Source organism: Thermodesulfobacteriota bacterium (genome assembly GCA_034189135.1).
Taxonomy (GTDB): Bacteria; Desulfobacterota; Desulfobacteria; order Desulfobacterales; family JAUWMJ01; genus JAUWMJ01.
Genome location: JAXHVO010000089.1, coordinates 1 through 23,316 on the forward strand (window position 1 = coordinate 1; position 23,316 = coordinate 23,316).

The 23,316-nt window shown below is 41.8% G+C and carries 17 protein-coding genes; 9 read left to right on the top strand and 8 right to left on the bottom strand.

The window, feature by feature from the left end; genetic code table 11:
• The first annotated feature begins 131 nt into the window (after nt 1-131).
• Nucleotides 132-1,934, top strand: coding sequence for an ATP-binding protein (locus tag SWH54_13565; protein ID MDY6792283.1), 1,803 nt, complete (start codon nt 132-134; stop codon nt 1,932-1,934).
• Between the two features lie 128 nt (nt 1,935-2,062).
• Here the strand turns inward: SWH54_13565 and SWH54_13570 are convergent, their stop codons facing one another.
• The 3 genes from SWH54_13570 to SWH54_13580 all read right to left on the bottom strand — a co-directional run bounded on the left by SWH54_13570 (nt 2,063) and on the right by SWH54_13580 (nt 5,038).
• Complete coding sequence (locus SWH54_13570) at nt 2,063-3,421, bottom strand: DEAD/DEAH box helicase (GenBank protein MDY6792284.1); 1,359 nt, start codon at nt 3,419-3,421, stop codon at nt 2,063-2,065.
• On the bottom strand, nt 3,418-3,672 hold the full coding sequence (locus SWH54_13575; protein MDY6792285.1) for a hypothetical protein: 255 nt from the start codon (nt 3,670-3,672) through the stop codon (nt 3,418-3,420). Before SWH54_13575 ends, SWH54_13570 begins: the two co-directional genes overlap by 4 nt.
• Before the next feature lie 304 nt (nt 3,673-3,976).
• Nucleotides 3,977-5,038, bottom strand: a complete 1,062-nt coding sequence (locus SWH54_13580; protein ID MDY6792286.1) for a 4Fe-4S binding protein — start codon at nt 5,036-5,038, stop codon at nt 3,977-3,979.
• A gap of 177 nt (nt 5,039-5,215) precedes the next feature.
• Here SWH54_13580 and SWH54_13585 point away from each other — a divergent pair, with 177 nt between their 5' ends.
• Both SWH54_13585 and SWH54_13590 read left to right on the top strand, forming a co-directional pair.
• Complete coding sequence (locus SWH54_13585) at nt 5,216-6,301, top strand: patatin-like phospholipase family protein (GenBank protein MDY6792287.1); 1,086 nt, start codon at nt 5,216-5,218, stop codon at nt 6,299-6,301.
• A complete protein-coding gene (locus tag SWH54_13590; protein MDY6792288.1) occupies nt 6,298-9,129 on the top strand; it encodes an alpha/beta hydrolase in 2,832 nt (943 codons plus the stop codon). The genes SWH54_13585 and SWH54_13590 overlap by 4 nt, the downstream gene beginning before the upstream one ends.
• 23 nt (nt 9,130-9,152) lie before the next feature.
• On the opposite strand, the gene SWH54_13595 is transcribed toward SWH54_13590, so the two are convergent.
• The 3 genes from SWH54_13595 to SWH54_13605 all read right to left on the bottom strand — a co-directional run bounded on the left by SWH54_13595 (nt 9,153) and on the right by SWH54_13605 (nt 11,630).
• The gene (locus tag SWH54_13595; GenBank protein MDY6792289.1) at nt 9,153-9,416 is read right to left on the bottom strand and encodes a hypothetical protein; all 264 of its coding nucleotides are present in this window, start codon (nt 9,414-9,416) and stop codon (nt 9,153-9,155) included.
• Nucleotides 9,417-9,426: 10 nt separating this feature from the next.
• The gene (locus SWH54_13600) at nt 9,427-9,867 is read right to left on the bottom strand and encodes a PilZ domain-containing protein (GenBank protein ID MDY6792290.1); all 441 of its coding nucleotides are present in this window, start codon (nt 9,865-9,867) and stop codon (nt 9,427-9,429) included.
• 620 nt (nt 9,868-10,487) lie between these two features.
• On the bottom strand, nt 10,488-11,630 hold the full coding sequence (locus SWH54_13605) for an HRDC domain-containing protein (GenBank protein MDY6792291.1): 1,143 nt from the start codon (nt 11,628-11,630) through the stop codon (nt 10,488-10,490).
• 95 nt (nt 11,631-11,725) lie between these two features.
• Here SWH54_13605 and thrS point away from each other — a divergent pair, with 95 nt between their 5' ends.
• Both thrS and SWH54_13615 read left to right on the top strand, forming a co-directional pair.
• Nucleotides 11,726-13,642, top strand: a complete 1,917-nt coding sequence (gene thrS / locus SWH54_13610) for a threonine--tRNA ligase (protein ID MDY6792292.1) — start codon at nt 11,726-11,728, stop codon at nt 13,640-13,642.
• Nucleotides 13,643-13,717: 75 nt separating this feature from the next.
• Nucleotides 13,718-14,131: a VanZ family protein gene (locus SWH54_13615; GenBank protein ID MDY6792293.1), complete on the top strand. Its 414-nt coding sequence runs from the start codon at nt 13,718-13,720 to the stop codon at nt 14,129-14,131.
• A gap of 390 nt (nt 14,132-14,521) precedes the next feature.
• Here the strand turns inward: SWH54_13615 and SWH54_13620 are convergent, their stop codons facing one another.
• Together SWH54_13620 and SWH54_13625 are read right to left on the bottom strand one after the other, a co-directional pair.
• Nucleotides 14,522-15,049 carry a peptidoglycan DD-metalloendopeptidase family protein gene (locus SWH54_13620; GenBank protein ID MDY6792294.1) on the bottom strand — a complete coding sequence of 176 codons (528 nt, stop codon included), beginning with the start codon at nt 15,047-15,049 and terminating at the stop codon, nt 14,522-14,524.
• Nucleotides 15,050-15,211: 162 nt separating this feature from the next.
• Nucleotides 15,212-15,622: a DUF2914 domain-containing protein gene (locus SWH54_13625; protein ID MDY6792295.1), complete on the bottom strand. Its 411-nt coding sequence runs from the start codon at nt 15,620-15,622 to the stop codon at nt 15,212-15,214.
• 212 nt (nt 15,623-15,834) lie between these two features.
• Between SWH54_13625 and SWH54_13630 the strand changes: the two genes are divergently transcribed.
• The 4 genes from SWH54_13630 (at nt 15,835) to SWH54_13645 (ending at nt 23,288) form a co-directional block, all read left to right on the top strand.
• Complete coding sequence (locus tag SWH54_13630; GenBank protein MDY6792296.1) at nt 15,835-17,307, top strand: transglutaminase-like domain-containing protein; 1,473 nt, start codon at nt 15,835-15,837, stop codon at nt 17,305-17,307.
• Complete coding sequence (locus SWH54_13635; protein ID MDY6792297.1) at nt 17,307-18,029, top strand: ABC transporter ATP-binding protein; 723 nt, start codon at nt 17,307-17,309, stop codon at nt 18,027-18,029. Before SWH54_13630 ends, SWH54_13635 begins: the two co-directional genes overlap by 1 nt.
• Nucleotides 18,030-18,154: 125 nt before the next feature.
• Nucleotides 18,155-19,759: a hypothetical protein gene (locus SWH54_13640; protein ID MDY6792298.1), complete on the top strand. Its 1,605-nt coding sequence runs from the start codon at nt 18,155-18,157 to the stop codon at nt 19,757-19,759.
• Between the two features lie 295 nt (nt 19,760-20,054).
• The gene (locus SWH54_13645) at nt 20,055-23,288 is read left to right on the top strand and encodes a response regulator (protein ID MDY6792299.1); all 3,234 of its coding nucleotides are present in this window, start codon (nt 20,055-20,057) and stop codon (nt 23,286-23,288) included.
• Nucleotides 23,289-23,316 lie beyond the last annotated feature (28 nt).

Below are 23,316 nucleotides of genomic sequence, written 5' to 3' on the forward strand. Positions count from 1 at the left end.
GGTAGCCAAGATTTGATTTACTACTGGCTGCCATCATTTTGAACGGTAGTAATTTAATGAACGAACATAACCAACCGGCTGGCTCGTAAAACCATGACTTTTCGTTCAGGCACTAATTAGTTGAAAGTAATATGAACGCTCTAGAAAATAAAACGCAAAAAAAACTTGAAGAACGCATCGCATACCTGGAAAAAAACAGGCGTTTTGTGCAGAATGCTCTAGAGATGGCACTTTCCATGGGGGACTTTTTAGAGAGCATCAACGGAAAAAAAGATGTAAAACAGATTTTACTGGCAACCGAAAAACGGATCAAAAAAATTATACCCTTTGACACATGTGTTTTATATCGTATTAATGAAGAGGATCACTCAGATTTTATCCCTGCCGTATATGATACCGATCCGTTTGAACAATATGTTAAAAACGAAATAGAGTTTATGATTGACGAGGGCCTTTTTTCATGGGCGCTTAGAGAGAGAAGGGGGATTACCCTTTCATCAAAAGACAAGACGAGACAATTCGTATTGCATGTAATTTCTACACCTTCCCGGATCCGCGGCATGTTTGTCGGATTATTACCGGCTAAAAAGCCTGTGGTTGCCGATTATTCTAAAGCCCTCCTGTCTATCATTTTAATGAATACCGCCAATGCGATGGAAAACAATCAGTTATATAAAATAATTCTTAACCAGAATTCAATTCTTGAAAAGAAAATCGAGAAGAAGACCAAAGAACTTATTCTTGCCGAAAGAAAACTATCACACGCCCGAAAGATGGAAGCAATCGGAACCCTTGCGGGAGGCATTGCCCACGATCTTAACAATATCCTTTCAGGTCTTGTGAGCTACCCGGATTTACTGTTGATGGACATTCCTGAAGACAGCCCTTTAAGAAGTACCATCCTGACCATACAAAAATCGGGTGAAAGAGCGTCAACCATGGTCCAGGATTTGCTGACCATGACAAGAAGAGGGGTAGCGGTTACCAACGTATTGAATTTAAATGAAATAATTTCTGAATACTTGAACAGCCCGGAATATAATAAACTTAAATCATACCATCCTGAGGTTGAAGTTAGCACCTGTTTTGACTCCAATTTGCTTGAAATTTTAGGCTCTCCGGTTCATCTTTCTAAAATCATTATGAACCTTGTCACAAATGCAGCCGAAGCACTCCCCGAAGGAGGAAAAATTAACATCACCACCCAAAACCGCTATATAGACATGCCGGTGGGAAGTTACGATGATGTAGAAGAAAATGACTATGTGGTTTTAACCGTTTCAGATAATGGCACCGGGATATCACCGGAAGATTTGGAAAGAATATTCGAGCCTTTTTACACTAAAAAAGTGATGGGCCACAGCGGAACCGGACTTGGAATGGCTATTGTTTGGGGAACGGTCAAAGACCATAAGGGATATATAGATGTAGAAAGTACCGAAGGGAAAGGAACCGAATTTACACTTTATTTTCCCGTTACCAGACAGGAACTAGAAAAAGATACCACCAGATTATTCATGCGGGATTATATGGGTAATGGAGAGTCCATTCTGGTTGTTGATGATATGGAAGAGCAAAGGGATGTTGCCGAGGGATTGCTTAAAAAACTGGGTTATTCGGTGACGACCGTAGCGAGTGGTGAAGAAGCCGTCGATTACATGAAAAATAATTCTTCAGATCTGGTGGTACTCGATATGATTATGGATCCCGGAATTGATGGACTTGAAACGTATAGAAGAATTCTTAAATTACACCCCGGACAAAAGGCTATTATCACCAGCGGATTTTCTGAAACAGACAGAGTAAAAGAGGCTCAAAAACTTGGCGCAGGCGCATATGTAAACAAGCCATATATGCTGGAAAAAATTGGAATCGCCATCAAAAAGGAACTGGGGGAAAAGGCACCAAAACAGAAGGCAGAAGGATCAATGTGAAAGAATGAAAAAATTGTGTGTTGCTATTCTCATTGATTGTTACTAATTTTGGATTTCTCAGGCTTTTCTATTTTTCACTTTTGCCTCCGTGACTTTCTGCCCGTGTCTTTCCAAGAAAATTCTTCGCTTCAGGCATTATATACCTTCTGCCTTGCCCTTGCCGCATTCTTTAACGTATCCACATGAATATCTACATAATCAAAAAGCCGGGCTTTTGCTTTACCTGGTGCCGGACGGAGTATTCTTCCAAGATATTGAACCACTCTTCCACTAAACCGTATCGGTGTTGCCAGAAATAGTGTCGACAGATCCTTGCAGTCGAAACCTTCTCCTATAAGTTGACCTGTAGCGATCAAAACCTTAACTTTTCCCTTATTCAATCGGGCAAGCGCTTTTTGCCGATGCCCTGCACTTACACTTCCTGTCAGAAGTTCGGATGATATTTTGTATTTGTACCTAAGCAGCGATTGAAGGGTTTCACAGTGCTTTTTCCGGTCTGACAGCACCAGGCAAACGCCCCGTTCCTGTTGCGTTTCCTTGGCCACATCTGCTGCGATAAGATGGTTTCTTTTATCGTTCATGGTAAGTTCCAAGAGCATTTTGCTGTACTGATTGACCGGATCAAAATAGGGTTTAAAATCGGTTTCCCGTGTAATTACCCTAACAGGCATAACATCGCCGGTTTCAATCAGACGTTTTTTATCAACCTCGTAATGAATATCCCCCAAATGCCAGAATATCAATTTGGCAAGATTGTCCCTTCTATAAGGGGTGGCACTTAAACCAAGCATATATTTTGAATCAAATTCGCTTACGGCTTCTGTAAAGGTACGACTTGGAGTTCTATGGCACTCGTCGACCACAAGGCTTCCAATATGCTGCGACACTTCGGAAGCACATTTATAGAGAGACTGGACCAGGGCCACCGTGATTTTTTTTCCTATCATCTTTTTCCCTCCACCAATAACACCTACCTCTGTGGCTGGAATTTGTAAAAACGTCTCAATCTTCTCAGTCCATTGAACAGCCAATTCTCTGGTATGGACCACAATCAGGGCCGGCTGTTTACGCTCTGAAATGATATGCAAAGCCATGATGGTTTTCCCTGAGCCGGTGGGAGAGCTCAACGTTCCGAATTCTTTAGATATCATCCGGTCAACCGCCTTTTGTTGAAAGGGCTTTAGCCTGCCGGTAAATGAAAAGGCGACTTTTTTCAACATTCGTCTTTTATCTTCAATCCGGTAATTCACCCGGTGACGCCGGCAAAGGAGAATAAGCTGCCGTAAATATCCCCGAGGAATCCATAGGCCGTTGCCACCTACTTTATGGTAAAACTTAAGTGTTTTGGGCGTGCCTCTGTTCCACCGACTCATCCTGGCGTTTTCTATCCATTTTGGATTAGTAAATTCCAGCCGTTGGGTCAGTATGGCCATCAGTTCCGGTGGAACAGCAGAAAGTCTTAAATTATTTTTAAGGAGAATATTCACTCTTCCTCATCTAAAAGCACTTTTGCCATGTTTATATCGTAGACCTGTTTCGAATCGAAATCTTTATTCTTGTTTAAAGCAGCCGCCTGTTTAATGGCTTCGTAAGGCAGCCAGCCATGTTCTTCCCAGAGCCCCGGATCATCTGAATTTAACAGTCTGAAAAAAACTTCCCCTTTTATTTTGCGCACATAGGTGCGAACTTTTTTATTTTGCAGGTTAGGGTAATAATAAAAACCCCTTTCGTCTTTCATCTTTTTGTTTCCTTTCCTTTAAAGTTGATGGATTGGGAAAAAGTCTAAAATTCCCCTTACACCTTTAAGCTGACTTTTGGATACACTTAACACCGTGAGAATAGCAACTATTTGTTTTATATGTACTTTTTGTGAACCGCAGAATATCGAACAAAAAATATCGAATGTGGAGGTGCTCCCCCTTCGTAATTCTGCGGTTCCTTGTTCGATATTCAATATTCTATGTTTTTGGAGGACTACAAAAAAGTCACAAAACACCTCTGGCCTCATGTGCGGATAAAAATCAGCCCCAACATGGATGAGATTAAATTTTTCCCCGTTCCTGAGCAATCCGGATGTAGGTTTCCATACCGGTTTTGGGAGGCAGATACTGCTGGGCATCCGATTTTTTAACCAGCTGCATGGCTTCGGCAGGACAGGTGGTGACACACAGGCCGCAGCCGATACACCGGTCAAGATTAACGGCTGCGATATCGTCTGCCATATCGATGGCTTCCATCTGGCAGCGATCGATGCAAGTTTCACATCCTGTACATTCTTCATCATTCACCTGTGCAAAATAGTTGCTCTGGACAGCCGCAGAGGGTACAGGCTGCTTTTTCAAAGACCTGAGCATCCCGCAACAGTCACCGCAGCAACTACACATACCGCCAACCTTCTGAGAGTTAAATGGCTGCATGACCAGGCCGGCCTTTTCATTCTCCCTGACTATTTTTTTAGCCTCCTCCTTGTTGATATATCGTCCCATACCGTTATCCACGTAGTATCGACCGTGGGAACCGAATAAAAAACAGGCCTCAAGTGGTTTATCACATCCCTTGCCGGCAAGCCTGGCAGTTTTACGGCAAATACACGGCGCAACTGCAATGATCTCCTGGCTATCAATAATTTCAAGCACATCCTCATAAGGTGCCACCGGCCATTTTGCTACCAGTTCCCGATTGATAGGAACCGTTCGCATCACAGGCGTTTTGAATGATTGTAAAGTACTACCCAGCGCCGTTTCGTAGTATTCATCCAGATCACGAGCCATTTGTTGATCCACCGAATTAAGCTGAAACTCATATAAACCGACCACAAAAGGTATGGCAGCATATCGAACTCCACCATTTTTTACCTGACGAAACAGTAACCCTTTTCCGGCCATTTGCTCCATTTGTTTCGCTAAGTCGGCGGGATCCAACCCCAGCCTTGCAGCCGCATCATCCGGTGTTTCCAGGAGAGGTAAAAGCCCTAAAAACAATTCGGCATCCTTTTTACTGAACAGCCTTTGGAGTATCTTGATTTCAATCTTTGTTTTGGTAGCTGGATAACCAGTGGCCAGATCGTCAAGACGCTGTCTTAATCTTTCGTAAGTGTCACTCATATCACGACCTCCTTTATATCAATCGGTTTCATCAAAATCTAATATTTTTCAAACCGATGTAAAGCCTTGGATAAAAAAAGAGTCAAGAAAAAAGAACAAATATTCGTTTTTAATTGACTCGATTTCTTTTCATTTCTAAAATGTATACAATTAGCCAATTTAAAAGGACTTCTAATTTTGTATTCTTCAACCAAAAACTTGGTGTTCCTTGCCGGGAAAAAAGCATTTTTAAAAATAAGGGAAGAAGGCCTTAAGCCGGAAATGATAAAAGTGATCACCGGCGCAGCCGGCGGGCCTAAATGGCTGGTACTCAATCATCTTGATCGGGTCATTTTTTCTTCCTGGATAAAAAACCGTAAAAAACCTCTTTTCCTGCTTGGTTCTTCCATCGGCGCCTGGAGATTTGCAGCAGCTTCGCAAAACAATCATCGCCAAGCGATCGATCGGTTTCAATCGGAATACCTTGGCCAGCATTACAGTTCAAATCCTGGGCCTGAAGAAGTCACCCGCGAAACCGTTCGCATCATGAACCGCTATATTGACGATACCAAGATCAGGGAAATTTTGCAGCATCCCTATATGCGGCTTAACATAATGGCAGTTCGGTCAAAATGGGTTGTTTCCAGCGATAAAAAGCTGTTTTTGACATTCGGATTACTGGCTTCGGCCTTTTTAAACGCATTCAGCAGAAACAGCCTAAGATTCTTTTTTGAAAGGGCTCTCTTTTATGATGAGAGAAGCCTTCCCCCTTTTTGGGAAATGGACGGTTTTCCCATCAAAAAAATTCCTCTCCATACATATAATATTAAAAAGGCCCTGTTGGCCTCCGGTTCAATACCTTTGATTATGTCCGGTGTGGATAATATTTCCCATGCACCGAAGGGCACTTACAGGGATGGTGGGGTTATCGATTATCATATGGACATTCCTTTTCTGGGTGGAGATGAAGGGATAGTCCTTTACCCGCACTTTACAGACCGTATTATTCCAGGATGGTTTGATAAAAAACTGTTCTGGCGGAAACCATTAAATATGGATCACGTATTACTCATAGCGCCATCAGAAAAATTTATTGACCGTCTGCCCCGAAAAAAAATACCTGACAGAAATGATTTCATCCATTTTAAAGGGCGCGATGCAGAACGAATTGAATGCTGGAAAACGGTGATTAAAATTAGTGAGCGCCTGGGACACGAATTTTTAGAAACCGTAGAAACAGGTAAAATTCGAAAGCTGATAAAACCCATGAGGTGTGTCAAATGAGTATACTGAAATTATTTGTTAAAATATCATTTATCTGCCATCTGATGGCGCTTTTTGTGGGGTGCAATTATCTGGGACTGGTGGAACAGCAATACCTGGATGACTCGCCTAAAAAAACGTGTATTCTAATGGGGGAAATTAAAAAAACGGGGCGGACGTCCAGACCTGTTTTGGTGGTTGCTTTTTCAAAACAATACTCTGCTAAACAAAAGGCTCAAATCATAAAAGTCGCTGACTCCATTTTGCTCAAGGAACCTGGACCGTATACGCTGCATGTGACCCAGGGAAAGTATAATATTGCCGCTTTCATAGATTTTGACGAAAATTTCATCTATGACCGCGATGATTTTGCCGGCTGGTATGGAATGCCGGACACCGCATCGATTAAATCGGAGCAGGTGATGAGCGGTCTTGATATTGTTGTATCGGAAAAAACAGACCAATCCATTGATTTTCCCATTTCAATAAAAGCATCCGCATATAAGCATAAAAAAAATCTCGGTCTTGAAAATGAAGGAATAATAGATCTTGATGATAAAGTCTTTGCAAAAAAATACAGTTCCATGGGCCTGTGGTCACCTGCCAAATTTATTATGAAAGCAGGTATTCATATATATTCTCTTGAACATTATGACAAAGCAAAAATACCGATCCTGTATATTCATGGCGCTGGAGGCTCCCCGAGGGATTTCAAATATTTGGTAAAAAATATTAACCGGGATATATATCAACCCTGGTTCTTTTATTATCCATCCGGACTGAAGATAGAAAAGATATCTGATATCCTTTATAAAAAAATCGAAGTGCTTCATAATAAATATAAATTTAAAGTGCTCTACATAACCGCACACAGCATGGGAGGCTTGGTATCACGATCCTTGATAAATAGATATGACAGTCAAAAAAGGTTTGATTTCTTAAAGTTATACATCTCACTTTCCACCCCTTACGGAGGCAATAAAGTATCCCGGCTTGGGGTGGATTACAGCCCGGCCCACATTTCCTGCTGGGAAGATGTTGCCACGGGCAGCCAATTCTTAAAAAATCTTTTTATAAAAAAAATGCCGCCTAACATTCGGTTTTATCTTTTTTTTGGATATGCCGGGGATAGCAGAATCTCTAAGGATTTTGACGATGGTATCATATCCCTAAAAAGCCAGCTTGATCCAAAAGCAAAAGCAGAGGCACTTCTTACCTGCGGTTTTGACGAAGATCATGTCAGCATCTTAAGCAGCCATAAAATGGTTGCAAAATACAACGAGATTCTTTCTATCGAGTATGCAAATATTTCAAAGGAGGTTGAAAGGGATGCAAAAAAAGCTTTGCGCTTCGGGGAATATCAACCGATAACAAAAATTACCGGGCCCGTGGCCTTAAATAAGAAGCGTTTAGCTTTGTATCGCCCGGATACCCTGCCGGAAAAAAGCAAAAAAAAATATATCAATATGTTACGATCGGTCAAAGACACGGATATAATACGGGCGTCAAAAGCCATCTGTAAATCTTATGCGGGCAATGAAGGGTTGGTAAAGGCAGCCAATAAAAGGCTTCTGACGAAAGTTAAAAAGCGCTCAAACGCAATCAACCATGTGGATGCCATATCGTGGCTTTGCAATATTCTTGGGACTTCGGAAGATGTGCGATTCTTACCTACCTTAAAAAAAGTGGCACATGAGACCGATAATGAAAAAATAAAAAGATATGCTGAACTGAATATAGCAAAGCTGATGAAAATCAGTTACTATCCTTTAGGCAGATTTTCAAAATGTATCAATGGCGAATGTATCAATGGCCGGGGAACGCTGATTCTTCCTGATAAAACCATATATACGGGTGAATTTCAAAAGGGTTGGATGCATGGATATGGTAAAATCTCCTTTCCCGACAAATCGGGTTATAATGGTCCGTGGTTTAAGGACAAAATGCATGGGGAGGGAGTGATCACCTATCCTGATCGAGCTGTATATACGGGAAAAGTCAGTAGAAATGTAAGACATGGATATGGATATATGACTTTCCCCCAAGGCATGAAATTTGCCGGAGAATTCAGAGACGACATGCGGCATGGCCCGGGGAAAAGGATTTTTACCGATGGGACCACCTATGAGGGAATATGGAGAAATGGCCGCATTCGTGGCAAAGAAACCGTTTTTTCATCCCAATATGCAAAAACCGAAAGTGCCACGGTAGTGAAAAAAGCCTTTCCTGACGGGATAAGCTATATTGATGCCTTTAAAGACAGGTTATCTTCCAAACGGTTGAATGCCGGGCTTCGAATACAAAAAGGGAACATCCTTTATTTTGACGGGAATTATGAATACGCCATTATTTATTATGGCAAAGCAATTGAGTTGTTTCCCAATAATAAAACCGCATATATAAACCGGGGAACCGCATACGCAAAAAAAGAATTATTTATCAAAGCCATTGATGATTTCAGTAAAGCGTTAGAGATCGACCCTGAAAATTCAGTTTGTTATAGTAACAGAGGATTTGTCTGGGGGAAAAGGGGATACTATAATCGTGCATTAGAAAATTTTAATCAAGCGCTCAATATTAATCCTAACCGTATAGACGCGCTGAACAACCGGGGCTGTATATGGATTATAAAAGGTCAACCGGACAAGGCGGTGAACGATTTTACTAGGATTTTAAAACTTGATAAAAAAAATGATCTGGCCTACTACAATCGCGGGTGTGCCTGGATCGAAAAAAAGAAAATAAAAAAGGCACTTAAAGACGTTCAAATTGCCCATAAACTCAAACCCGATGATAATAGATATAAAGACGTTCTTGCCTTACTGCAAAAAAAGGCCGCGAAACAGTAATGCTTATACAAAGTGGGACACACTCAGTGATGGTGATGTGAATGATCGTGATTGTGGTGATGATGATGTTCTAAATGTCCTCCGAGCAATTCAAGGGCTTGGGTTAGATGGTCATTGACTACAGACATTTCTTCAATGGCTGCATTTATTTTTAAACCCGCCTCTTTAGATCCAAGACTTTCAGCACGCTCAGCCCAATCTTTATATTCCTGTACATGGTCACCGTTATGATTTACCCAATGAGACAAAAGAATTTTTAGTTTTTCAAGATCAGAAATTGAACTCATAACTCCTCCATTACCAGTAAAGCCGTTTTTCTTCTTTTTTAGTTTTTTGGGGGGAAACTTCAATGACTTTGTTGAACTTAACGCCAAAACCGATCTCCGGAATAAGCCGAACAATTTTTCCGGAAACCTTGACATGCTCACCTGGTTCCGGAAGTTCAAAAGTCAAAGTAATTATTTGTCCCTCGGAAAAAGATTCGCTGGTTTCTATAAACATACCACTTGCACTTAGGTTTTGAATGAAACCTTTAAATATTCGCTTATTTAAAACAAAATCAACTTCTTTTTTATAATCTTTCCTGGAAAATTTTCTGTTTCCTTTTTTAAATTTTTCTTCCAGTTGGTTAAGAAGCGTTTGGCGCTCTTTGACGCTCATTTTTAATATTAAATCAACCAGGCGGGTCGTTATAATGGAAACATTCGGCTGGTTATCTGTTTTACTCGAATCAGTCATTTGCCTGTCATACCTCAATTATCTGGTAAACGTTCACCGAACGCTGAAATTAGATCTTTGGGCTTCATGCTCTGTCACCGTTCACAGTTGACGGTTTTTCCCATGAACGATTCAGCGATTAAAGCATTTTGGATATGGACCTCAATTGTTGAATTTTTAAAAACTTATTATTGTTTTATGCTTTTTATCTTTTTTCAACTGTAAACTGTAACATCGGCAACTGTAAACGGCTGCTTAATTTTTTAAGGGGTCGGGACGTTTTTCTATCTCTACTCAGTTCGTCCGGGGAAGCGACCCTATGCCGGTACAAGCCTTAACAATATTACCGAGAAATTGACGTACGGCAGCTATCTCGCTGAGATAGGATTTGAACCAGCCCCATCAAACAGATTCCCACGGCGGCAATGATCATCACTGCCTGTATCGGTTTAACGCAAAAGATAGGGGGCGTGTACAAAGCGCTATACTCATTGGTTAAGGCTTGTACCGGCATAGGGTCGCTTCCCTGGACGAGCCTCTAACAATCATTAAAGCGCAAATGGTTCACAAAAAGGGCCATTATGAAAAACTCCCCGATCCTTCAATTATTTATAATAAAATGAGACGAGTTGTCAAATATTCTACATCTGCAATAGGGAAATAATTTTTTCTCCGAACTCGTTTTTCTGCCAGTTTTTCATTCCCGGTATAGCTTCGAGGGACTTCCTGTTCTTCGGATTTTGCAAGGCAATAGAGGTTAACAGCGCCTTATTTAAAACTAGTGCCGGATCTATTTTCAGTTTTCTGGCAATAGTATCTCGATACGATTTAATCGCTTTGACTCTTTGGGGAAGTTGTGGAGGAAGCGGTGAAGGCTTTTTGCGCGGATAAACCGGGAGAGACTCTCTGGGCACTTTCAACGTGTTGTTTATCAAATCCAGGATAGCATCCCCATGTATTCTGATCTGTCTTGGGCTAAGTGCGTTTGTCTTTTTCATTATGCTTAAATTAACCGGTTTTGTGGTTGCCAGTTTCATGAGCGAATGGTTTCCTAAGATTTTAAAAAGCGGGCGGTCTTCTTTTCTGGCGATTTTCTTTCGATACTGAAGAAGGGATTCAAGAGTTCCCAGACTTCTTGAATCGAGTCTACCGGCACCTTTAAATTTAAGATAAAGGGGCGCCTGGTTGGCCCCATCATGCCGAACTTTGCTCAAGTAAAGGCATTCTTCATTTACCCAGGAAAGTCGTTTCAATTCTTTTAGTTTTTTTTCAAGGAGTTCCGCCAGGGGAAGAAGATAGAGCGTATCTTTTGCCGCATATGTCATCATATCTGTGGATAATGGCCTTTTGGACCAGTCTTTTCTCTGATATTTTTTGTCCAGTCTAACCTTGAAACATTTTTTTACAACCGCTTCAAGCCCGGTTTCTTTGAAACCGAGAAACATACACGCAAACTGTGTATCAAACAGGTTATTTATGCTAATGTTAAAATCCCTGTAAAGGCTGCGAACGTCATAGTCAGCTCCGTGAAATATTTTTTTGATGCCGCGATTTCGAAAAATCGGCCTAAGCGGTGACAAATCGCTAATTTTTAACGGATCGATTACCACATTTATATCATGCGTGGCCATTTGAAGCAGGCACACCTTCTCTTTAAAATGATACATGGAATCGGCTTCCAGATCCACGCCAATGGTTTTTTCTTTCCGAAAAAGACTGGCAACCGTTTTAAGTTCTACAAGAGTTTCAATTAACTGGTAGTTTCGATTATTACTTTTACTCATTTTTTATCTTGACCAAAAGGGTCATTTTTCCTAAGTATAAACAGTTGGCAACAATTTAAAATTCAAAGAAAAATTATAAACCGGGTGAGCAAATAATGATGAACATAACATTTCCTGACGGCAATATAAAGAGTTTTAAAAATAACTCCACAGGACTGGACGTGGCAGAGAGCATTTCAGAGGGTTTTGCAAGAAATTGCGTTGCCATGGAATTAAATTCTGAAATGGTTGATTTGAGTACAAAGATAGCCCGGGACACTAAAATCAGGTTTATCACCACCAAAGACCCTGAAGCAGTTAACATTCTGCGCCACAGTGCGGCCCATGTCATGGCGCAGGCAATTTTGCGCCTTTATCCCGACGCCAGGCTGACCATCGGACCCGCGGTGGAGGATGGTTTTTATTACGATATAGACATGCAGCCGGTGTCGAGAGACAATTTCTCAGAGATCGAAGCGGAAATGAAAAACATCATCAAGGGAAAATTTCCTATTACACGCAGGGAAGTTTCCAAAGCCGAAGCGCTTGAATTTTATAAGGATGAGCCTTACAAGCTCGAAATGATTTCTGAATTGGATGATAATACCATTTCATTTTACCAGCAGGGTGAGTTTACTGATTTATGCCGCGGCCCCCATCTTCCCCATACCGGATTTGTCAAAGCGATTAAACTCATGAAAGTTTCCGGGGCCTACTGGAGGGCGGACCAAACCAAAGCCCAGCTCCAGCGCATATACGGCACCGCGTTTTTTAGCAAGAAAGAACTGGAAGAATATATCCGTTTTCGAGAGGAGGCAAAAAGACGCAACCATCGTAAAATTGGAGAAGCCATGGAGCTGTTCAGCTTCCACGATGAAGCTCCGGGTATGCCGTTTATTCATTCTAAAGGGATGGTGATCTGGAATATTCTGATTGACTACTGGCGCAAAGAGCATTCCGCCGCCGGCTACTCGGAGACAAAAACCCCGATCATGCTGAAGCGCAGTTTGTGGAAACAGAGTGGCCACTGGGACAATTACCGGGAGAATATGTATACTTCCGTCGTTGATGATTACGATTATGCCATTAAACCGATGAACTGTCCCGGGGGTATGCTGATCTACGGAAATCGCCCCCATTCTTACCGGGAACTGCCCATGAGAGCGGGTGAAATCGGACTGGTACACCGGCACGAACTTAGCGGTGTACTTTCTGGCCTGTTCCGCGTTCGAGCATTTCATCAAGATGATGCCCATCTATTCATGACCCCTGATCAGATCCAGGATGAAATTATTGGGGTTTTATCGTTGTCGGAAAAAATTTACGGGACCTTTGGACTCGGTTTTCACCTTGAGTTGTCTACACGTCCGGAAAAATCCATCGGAACCGATGAACAGTGGGAGGTTGCCACTGAAGGGTTGCGGTCCGCCCTTGACGTCTATGGGCAAGAGTATATTGTTAATGAAGGAGATGGCGCCTTTTATGGCCCCAAGATCGACCTTCACATTAAAGATGCCCTGGGACGAACCTGGCAGTGCGGCACGATTCAACTCGACATGTCATTGCCGGAAAGGTTTGACCTGTCTTATATTGACAAAGACAATGAAAAGCATCGGCCGATCATGATACACCGAACTATTTTCGGGTCTCTGGAGAGATTCTTCGGAATATTGATCGAACATTTTGCCGGAAAATTTCCTTTATGGCTATCACCGGTTCAGGCGATCCTTTTACCCATAAATGACAAACTGGTGTCTTACGCAGATGAGATAAGAATGTTACTTGAAAATGAAAGTTTGCGAGTTGATGTGGACAGTCGCACAGAAAGCCTGAACAAAAAAATCAGGGATGCACAGCTTAATAATATTCCGCTCATCCTCACTATCGGTAAAAAGGAACAAGAATCAAAAACATTGTCGGTGAGAACCCAGGATGGCAGTGTCAAATACGGAGTGATTCATGAGGATTTTATAGAGAGAGTCGTTGAGCACATCAATCAGCGAAAATTAATGTTAGATATTTTTAAAAATTAAACAGTTACCAAAACACAACAGAAAGTGCAAAAAAAATCTTTCCGTACTTAGGGTAAAACAGGCTTTTTAGGTTTCGTGATCATTCAACTACCTAATTTGATTAAATTTTTTCGATACTGGTTTCCTCTCATCACTTACTGCATTTTAATTTTTTTGCAGTCCTCTTTCCCACCTATTGAAAGTGTTCCTGAGCTTCCATACTCAGACAAGGTGCTTCATTTTATTGCTTATGCAATTCTAGGCGCTCTCTTTTTTAGGGCCTATAGCAGCCTGCAAGTTAGCAAACACCTCAATGCATTGATAATCCTCAGCGTACTGTCATCAAGCCTTTATGGAATAAGTGATGAAATTCACCAGTATTTTGTTCCATACCGAAATTTTTCATATTTTGATATTTTAGCAGATATGCTTGGCAGTCTTTTTGGCGTCTTTATTTACCAATTCATCATGAGAAAGCAGATAGTCAAACGGTTTAACTTCTTAAACTAGCAAAAAAAGCAACCCTGCCTTTGGATGAAAAATCCGGATTGTTAATCAAATGAGGGTTCGGAGAGTTTTTCAATCTCTACTCAGTTCGTCCGGAGAAGCGCCCATTTGACCGTATCAGCCTTAACAAATAAGTCGTCCAGCACTCTGTACACACCCCCTATCTTCTCAGTTAAATCCATACAGGCAGAGACGATCAACGCTGCCGTGGGGTTCTGTCCCTTGGGGCTGGTTCACATCGAATCTCATCGAGATAGCTGCCGAACGCCGGTTTCTCGAAATTAATGTTAAGGCTGATGCGGTCAAATGGGCGCTTCTCCGGACGAACCACTAACAATCATTAAAGCTCAAACGGTTCATAAAAAAGGCCATTGATAAAAACTCCCCGACCTCTCAATCAAATAGAAATTCAGGAGCAAAGGGCATGCGCTTCAACACTCGATAATGAGAGCCAAGAATGCACAGGGGGTCCATCAAAGTAAAGGTATTTGGATCGCCTATCGTCTCCCAGTCAAGTGTGTCATATGAGATATATTTGGATGCCCACCCCACTGAGATGTGCAAATGGGAAAGGGTTTTGGCTTTTGAGTTGTTCCAGTCAGCCAACGATACAATGATATCCCCTTCTTTTACGATCCTGCCAACATGAAGACCCCGGTGTGGGTTGGTGTGGCCGTAAATAGTACAAAATCTATTGTTATCGCTATCGGTGAAGCCATGTTCTATAATCACCGACTTGCCGATAAAATCATGGAACATCCCCACCACCGTTCCGTCATAACTTACCGGGATCTTGGTTTTTTCACCAAGACGGTGAATCATGCCCAGTCGATCCCGGTATAAACATACATCCAATCCCTGGTGAGGCTTATTTCGCTTGCCCTGATCGTCCCACCATTTGTCCGACGCATTAAACAACATTTCGGGGTAGAAGATCCACTCTTGAAAACCATGATCATTCAGGAAATTCTCATGGATGAGATGATGAGCAAATCTCGTTTTGGTTAAATCGTCAATATTTTTATTCCTCCAGACTTCCCGGTCAATTTTCTTTTGAACGTAGGACCTTTGCAGGCAATTAACCTACTGGACAACTTCGAATTCAACCGTTTCCAACACTTCACCTGCCGGGTCAATCACATCTACATGCCATGCACCGATCTCGTGGGCCTGCAAAACTTTTGAACTGTAAGTACGCCAGGTATTTGCTTTTACCGGCAAAATTACACGGGCTCTTTCGGTATCACCAAAGTACCAGACATGTGAAATCTCTATGGGATTTTCAGCACCGACAATTTTGGTAAAACAAAAAAGTTTTCCCACCGTAACCGAAAAACTGGTATTTACATCCGCAGGTTCACGATCAACAATATTTTCACAGACTGAAGCGGATTCGACCTTTATGGAATCTGTTTCCTGGGCGATTGCGTTAATGGTAAGAAAAAGGACCAGAGACAACAATGTAAATCCGGATATTTTTAAATTTCGTTTCATAACATTTCCTCCTTTTAGTGGATTTTTTTCTTAACTTTTGCTTATTTATCAATTATAGTACAGTATTTAAGCGAGTCAAATAAATTAAACTCCAAAGGAACAAAGGCAAAGAAGCTGGGAGGCTCCAATGCCGGTATGACTGGAATTGTTTTTGAACAAACCCTAAAAAGCTTCCAAGCATTATGGCCTTCCAGCTTCCCAGCATACATACCATGTCTTTAAATAAAATGAAATCATACTGGATGGCGGGTGCTTTTTTTGCTCTCGTTTTTTCAGTGCTGTTGATCATGCGGATGGATTTGCTCGACAAAATCTTTTCCGCTCCGCAAGCTTTACCCATTTCCTCGCCGTCTGTACTCCCTTCAAGTGACACCTGGATGAACATTTTTCAAAAGGATAAAAAAATCGGTTTTTCTCATAAAATATTTACTAAGAAGGAAAACGGGTACCTTTTACAGGAGAATGTTTTTATGCGCATCAATACCATGGGAATGGTGCAGAATATCAACCTTAAAACCCATGGAGTGCTAAATGATGACTTAAGTCTTTCTTCTTTTGATTTCAAAATCAGTTCCGGTCGTTTCAACTTCTCAGCCAATGGATCAGTTTCAGGTGATGTGATTCACATTACCACCCAAAGCTCAGGATCGTTTAAGACTTATAATATTCAGCTTAAAAACAAGCCTTATATTGCGGCCGGAATTATGGACGCGATCCGGATTGCAGGGATTAAGACGGGGGAAAAATATACCTTTGATGTGTTCGATCCCGCTACGATGGGTCAGGAGCCGGTTTTGGTCACTGTGGTTGGGAAAGAAAATGTTGAAGCCATGGGGAGCATGAAAGCAGCCACCAAGTTTCTAATGAATTTTAAAGGAGCCACCCAGTTTGCCTGGATTGGAGAAGATGGTGAAGTGCTGAAAGAAAAAGGGCTTTTAGGTATCAATCTTGAAAAAACAACCCGTAATGATGCGCTTGACAAACTTTCTGTGGAAACAGGAGAAGACCTCACCAAACTGGCTTCAATTGCATCTAACATGATGATCAAAGATGCTAGCGGACTTCAAAAACTTAAACTGGAAATAAGCGGTATAAAGTATAATGAGGTCAATTTGCAGGGGGAAAGACAAACCCTTACAAATAACATCCTTACCGTGAAAAAAGAATCATTGTTGGGTCTTCCACCTGCTCTTGAGGTCGATAAATTAGAACCCCTGGAAAAGATTTTTATGCAACCCGAGCCGTTTATCCAGTCTGATCATCGCACCATTATAGATCAGGCGAAAAAGATCATACAAGATGAAATCGTGCCGCTTAACAAGGCAAAAAAGCTGATTGAATGGGTTTATAAAAATATTGAAAAGCGGCCGGTTTTATCCGTACCTGATGCGCTTTCCACTCTTGAGAACCGTGTCGGGGATTGCAATGAACATGCTGTGCTTCTGGCGGCACTGGCAAGGGCCTCCGGAATACCAGCACGGATTGAGACGGGTCTGGCTTACTTAAATGGCAGGTTTTACTACCACGCATGGAACCTTTTGTACCTTGGTAGATGGATCACTGCCGATTCGGCTTTTGGCCAGATTCCGGCCGATGTCACCCATATTCGCTTTACCACCGGTTCTTTAAAACAGCTTGATCTAATGGGTATCATCGGCCAAATAAAACTGAAGGTGATTGGATAATGATAGAGCTTAAAGACTTGACTAAAAATTATGCTGATTTTCCTGCAGTGGATCATTTGAATCTTTCAATCCAAAAAGGCGAAATATTTGGCTTTATCGGTCCAAATGGAGCAGGCAAAACAACCACCATAAAAATGATTGGTGGCGTACTTGAGCCCACCAGTGGCAGTGTGATGATTGCCGGAATCGACATGAAAAAGCACCCTGAAAAGGCAAAAAGCAAAATCGGTTTTATCCCGGATCGACCGTATCTTTATGAAAAACTCACCGGCATGGAATTTTTAAAATTCGTGGCTGATTTATACGGAGTTGACGCTGATGTCTTTTTAAAAAAAGCCAGCCAACACCTTAACATGTTTTCACTTCTTGATTGGTCCAACGAGCTCATCGAGTCCTATTCCCACGGAATGAAACAGAGGCTTATCATGGCTGCTGCACTTTTGCATGATCCTGAAGTTATTATTGTTGATGAGCCGATGGTGGGACTCGATCCTGTTGCGATTATGATGGTTAAAGACCTTTTTCAAAACCTGGCAAAACAGGGTGTCACCGTTTTTATGTCCACCCATACTTTAAAAATTGCAGAGGACATATGTGACCGTATCGGCGTCATTCACAAGGGGCGGTTGATTGCCAAAGGAACCACTGAGGACCTGCAACAGGAAGCACAGGTTTCAAATGCCGATCTGGAACAGGTCTTTTTAAACCTGACAACGGATTGAGTGGGTGAGCGGTTTCGCAAAACTCGGGTGATAAACGATTAATGAACGATATTTTAATATTACTAAAGCCAAGGATTTCGTCAATTAGGAACAGCGGCTTCTCCACAAAAAACAGAGGGCGGTCGATGAAATTCTTGTTGATAGGTATCATCGGTCTGGTTTTCTGGACCGGTCTTTTCGCCATCTCCCTTCGTGTCCTGTCCTATTTTAAAGGAATCGAGGATATTGGTGATATACTTGCCTTTAAGCTTCTCTCCATGCTGCTGATTACTTCTTTTTTTCTTCTTATTTTCAGCAGTATTCTGACATCTCTTTCAAAGCTGTATCTTTCCAGAGATCTTCTCCTGGTGCATTCTCTGCCTGTTTCAAGCCATAAGATTTTTACTGCACGATGGATTGACAGTACTATAGACAGTTCGTGGATGGTTATCATTTATACGCTGCCAGTTTTCATATCTTATGGTATTGTTTACCGGTCTGGGTTTTTTTTCTATTTTGATTTCTTCCTGGTCCTTATGTCCCTGTCTATGACTGCATCTGCATTAAGTACTATTCTGGTCATGTTCGCAGTTATTGTTGTTCCGGCAAACCGAATGAAAAGCGTTTTTATTTTTATAAGCCTGGCTTTTTTTGTTGTTCTTTATATTGCCATTCGTTTTTTGAAACCCGAGCTCCTGGTTGACCCTGAAATTTTTGACAGTGTCCTTGTTTATATAACGGCCTTAAAGACACCGTCATCTCCTCTTCTTCCTACCACGTGGGCATTTGACAGTATTAAAACGGTTCTTTCCGGTTCGGTGGCCGACGGAATATTTCATGCCTTTATTTCCCTAAGTTTTACCGGCACACTTGTATTTACCCTAATCATTGTGGCAGACGCCATTTACTTTAAAGGGTTTTCAAGAAGCCAGTCCGCCCAGGTACGTCTGATTAAACAAAGTGCCATTGGCTCCCATTTGTTTAAATTTTTACCAAGCCAGATCAGAGCACTGGCAGTAAAGGAGATCAAAGCCTTTTTTCGTGACCAGACCCAATGGTCACAGCTTTTTCTTATTGCCGCACTTGTTGTCATCTATATTTATAACTTTAACGTACTTCCCATTGAAAAATCGCCCATTAAAACCGTATACCTCCAAAACCTGCTTTCTTTTCTTAACATGGGACTTGCACTTTTTGTCCTGACAGCAATCACAGCACGTTTTGCTTATCCTGCAGTCAGCTCAGAAAAAAATGCGTTCTGGATTATAAAATCATCCCCGGGCACCCTTAAAAAGTTTCTCTGGGTAAAGTTTTTTATCTACTACTGTCCTCTTCTTATTCTGGCTGAAATACTTATTATTTTCACCAATATTCTGCTTAATGTCACCCATTTTATGATGGTTCTTTCAATTGTCACTGTTTATTTTCTTGTCCCCGGAATTGTGGCAATGGGAATAGGCATAGGTGCCGCATACCCTGACTTTAAGGCAGAAAACCCAACCCAGACGGTCACAAGTTTTGGCGGATTTGTCTTTATGATACTCTGTGCCTGCTATATCGGAATGGTTATTGTTATTGAAGCCGGTCCGGTTTATAGCATTTTCATGGCGCAAATCAACAGGCAAACTCTAAATATGTTGAACTGGTTATGGATAATCGTGTCGTTTACCATCGCCTTTGCACTAAGCATTCTGGCCATTATTCTTCCCATGAATTTTGGAGAAAAAAAATTGTCTCAGCGATCAACCTGACATGTTAATTTTCTACTTGGACATCCACCTTGATGCAAAAACGTTTTACTGCATTATCAGCGTGTATCCGTCGTATTTCTGCCGGTATAGCGTCAAGACTTTGACATAAAGTAATACTTAATACCCGTGGCTTTTCCCTTTCCCTATCTTTAGAAATGATCATAGTTGGATATTGTCTCATATCTTATCGAATAAATTGAAAATAATATAATTACACTTTCCCATTAACTAAGACATTGGGATTGGCATGTTTGTTGCTTTTTATGGTAACGTTTTGGAATTAAAAAATACCCATATGAAAATAAAAGGAAGTCTGGCATACTACATAATTGGGCTGATTTTTCTGGTGACCTTGAGTACGACATCGTTATCATACTATGCCAGTACGTTTTCTTTAAAAACCGCAGTAGAAAAACAGGAAGCCGTTTTTGCCAAAAGCACCGAAACCATGATCAAGGCAATAATGAAAGAAGAAACAGACAGACTGTCCGACGTGTCAATGGCCTTGAAAGAACACATTGAACTTAGAAACGCACTTATCTACTATTATACCAATGAAGATATCAAGCCTCTAAAAAAAATAATGCATACCATAGCCCATGATCTGAAAATAGGTATGCTCTGGATAACAGCTGCGGATAAGAAAGTCATTTGTCAAACTCATTCTAACAAACAGGGAGACATAAAGGATATCGCGCCGGTAAATAATGCGCTGGCCGGCAAAAGCAGTACCTACCTGTCAAAATGCAGTCTAGGGTGGGGTATCAGAACCTATGGGCCAATAACATGGTACGGTGAAGCAATCGGTACGATTATGGCTGGAACCTGGATCAACCATGCGTTTGCCCAAAAAATTGCCCGTGAAATCAATACCGGCATTTTATTGGCCATGTCGAATAATGTAATGGCCAGCTCTATCTCTGATGGAAAGAGAGCCCGCATTGATCCCGCTACCATGGAAAACTGTATCAAGAAGAGAAAGCTGATTCGTCAAAACCATACAGCGGAATTAAAGGCTCTCTTTTATACTCCCATACAGATTATTGACCAAACCATTTGCGTCATAGTCGAAATGGACACCAGCCTGACACAAAAATTGCTCAACCAAAACCGAAAAAATATTTTTTATGCGGTTTTGCTTATTCTGCTGATATTTTTACCCCTGGGGAGCTGGCTGGCATTTTATTTGATTAAGCCGTTAAAAAAGCTGCAAACAAAGGCTCAGTCCACAGTGAAGGAACTTTCAGGCTATGTGTTGAAAACTGATAAAGGAAATGAAATACAAAATCTGGTTTTGGCTTTTAATGTGATGACGGACACAGTTAGAGATCATCTTGACAGCCGCAAAAAAGTAGAAATGCGTCTTAAAGAGTCGTTGGACTCTCTAAGCAAGTCGGAAACTCGATTTAGAGACATTGCGGAAAGTATGTCTGACTGCGTCTGGGAGATGAATAAAAATGGTGTATGTACTTATATCTCGAGAAAGGTGGAAGAGCTTTTGGGCTACAGTGCCAAAGAGGTGATTGGTAAAACGCCTCTTGATTTCATGCGCCCTGATGAAAGGGAAAGAGCCGGGGCGATCTACCGGGAGGTTGCTAAACAAAAAAAACCGATACGCGATTTAGAAAACTGGAATGTTACCAAAGACGGTCAGCAGGTTTGTCTTTTGACCAACGGAATTCCGCTACTTGATGAAAAAGGTGGGCTGATCGGTTATCGAGGCGTTGATTCCGATATTACCGAACGTAAACAGGCTGAAGAACAGCTTTCTGAAACCAACCGTCAGCTAGAGTACGCCATTGAACAAGCCAATGAGATGGCTTTATTGGCAGAGACTGCCAGTATGGCCAAAAGCGAGTTTTTGGCCAACATGAGCCATGAGATCCGAACGCCCATGAATTCCGTAATCGGTTTTTCAGACATGTTGCTTGATACTGATCTTGATGAAGAACAGAGCGATTATGTGGCCACCGTTAAAAGAAGCGGTGAGTCTTTGCTTTCATTGATTAACGATATTCTCGATTTTTCCAAAATCGAATCCGGTCAGCTCGATTTTGAAGAAATCGAATTTGATCCTGAACTCCTTGTCTATGATATTTGTGAGTTAATCCGCCCCAAGATTAAATCAAAACCCATTGAGGTTTTGTGCCGTATCGACGATAATATTCCGTCAATGGTGCAAGGCGACCCAACACGGTACAGGCAGGTCATTACCAATCTGATGGGGAATGCGCCCAAATTTACCGAATCCGGAGAAATCGAACTCTCCCTTGGAGTAGATAAAGAAACTGGAGACAGGGTTTTGCTTCACGCTAAAATACGCGACACTGGAGTGGGTATCCCCCAAGACAAATTGACAAGCATTTTTGAGCCTTTCCAGCAGGCAGACGGTTCAACAACCAGAAAATACGGCGGTACAGGCCTGGGTCTTTCCATATGCAAGAGAATATCTAAACTAATGGACGGTGATGTCTGGGCCCAAAGCCCTTCACCCAACCACACTACCTCCCAACCACTCAGCCAATTCCCGGGAAGTGTTTTCCACTTTACTGCCTGGCTAAAAAAAGCTGAAAAAGTAGTGGTAAAAAAAGGCGCTCCAGTTACCCTTGCCGGTAAAAAGGCTCTCATTGTTGATGACAATCAGAGAAACCTGGAAATTTTAACCTATACTTTAAAATCCGTCAAAATGGATGTGATTGCCCTTTCCCATGGGAAACAAGTCCTGCCTGCCCTTCAAGCGGCCATGGAAACCAAAAAACCCTTTGACTTTTGCATTTCAGATGTCCAGATGCCGGAAATGGATGGATATGAAGTGGCAAGAAAAATTCGAAATTATGAAGACCGGGTTGCGGCCGACAATCCGCAACATGCGACGCACATCTTCCTGCTTGCCCTTTCTTCTTTGATGCAACGGGATGCTAAAAAATGCGAAAATGCAGGATTTGACGGCTTTTTAGCCAAACCGGTTCGCAGAAAAAAGCTGGTAAAGATGATTCAGCAGCTGTTGGTAGCTAAGCCTGCCACTGGGAAAAAACCGGCCAAAAGGAAAATAGTCACCCGGCACTCCATTAAAGAAGATGCAAAACACTCGGTAAGCATTCTACTGGTCGAAGACAATCCGGTCAATCAAAAGCTTGCAACGATGATGTTAATAAAGGCCGGCTACCAGGTTGAAGTGGCCCATAACGGTAAAATGGCTTTGGAAAAATACACAGACTCTCCCGATGATTTCGATCTTATATTCATGGATATCCAAATGCCGGAAATGGACGGTTTGGAAGCAACAGGCAAAATCAGAAAATGGGAGGAAGAGCTTATCGCTCATCGCTCACAGCTCACAGCACAAGATGAAAAACCCGCCATCCTCCACTCGCAACCCGCCGCTCGTGTTCCAATCGTGGCCATGACCGCCAACGCGATGAAAGGTGACCGGGAGATGTGCCTTGAAGCAGGTATGGATGACTATATCCCCAAACCGATAAAAAGAGAGCTTGTTTTTAAAGCAATTGGGAAATGGGTATTCGCATAATGGCTATACAGAACCAAATCAATACCAT

Excerpts from the sequence above, each read along its gene's own strand:
- SWH54_13565 (MDY6792283.1), top strand. The coding sequence starts at position 132 with ATGAACGCTCTAGAAAATAAAACGCAAAAAAAACTTGAAGAACGCATC.
- SWH54_13575 (MDY6792285.1), bottom strand. The coding sequence starts at position 3,672 with ATGAAAGACGAAAGGGGTTTTTATTATTACCCTAACCTGCAAAATAAA.
- SWH54_13580 (MDY6792286.1), bottom strand. The coding sequence starts at position 5,038 with ATGAGTGACACTTACGAAAGATTAAGACAGCGTCTTGACGATCTGGCC.
- SWH54_13590 (MDY6792288.1), top strand. The coding sequence starts at position 6,298 with ATGAGTATACTGAAATTATTTGTTAAAATATCATTTATCTGCCATCTG.
- SWH54_13595 (MDY6792289.1), bottom strand. The coding sequence starts at position 9,416 with ATGAGTTCAATTTCTGATCTTGAAAAACTAAAAATTCTTTTGTCTCAT.
- SWH54_13600 (MDY6792290.1), bottom strand. The coding sequence starts at position 9,867 with ATGACTGATTCGAGTAAAACAGATAACCAGCCGAATGTTTCCATTATA.
- SWH54_13605 (MDY6792291.1), bottom strand. The coding sequence starts at position 11,630 with ATGAGTAAAAGTAATAATCGAAACTACCAGTTAATTGAAACTCTTGTA.
- thrS (MDY6792292.1), top strand. The coding sequence starts at position 11,726 with ATGATGAACATAACATTTCCTGACGGCAATATAAAGAGTTTTAAAAAT.
- SWH54_13620 (MDY6792294.1), bottom strand. The coding sequence starts at position 15,049 with ATGTTGTTTAATGCGTCGGACAAATGGTGGGACGATCAGGGCAAGCGA.
- SWH54_13625 (MDY6792295.1), bottom strand. The coding sequence starts at position 15,622 with ATGAAACGAAATTTAAAAATATCCGGATTTACATTGTTGTCTCTGGTC.
- SWH54_13630 (MDY6792296.1), top strand. The coding sequence starts at position 15,835 with ATGTCTTTAAATAAAATGAAATCATACTGGATGGCGGGTGCTTTTTTT.
- SWH54_13635 (MDY6792297.1), top strand. The coding sequence starts at position 17,307 with ATGATAGAGCTTAAAGACTTGACTAAAAATTATGCTGATTTTCCTGCA.
- SWH54_13640 (MDY6792298.1), top strand. The coding sequence starts at position 18,155 with ATGAAATTCTTGTTGATAGGTATCATCGGTCTGGTTTTCTGGACCGGT.
- SWH54_13645 (MDY6792299.1), top strand. The coding sequence starts at position 20,055 with ATGAAAATAAAAGGAAGTCTGGCATACTACATAATTGGGCTGATTTTT.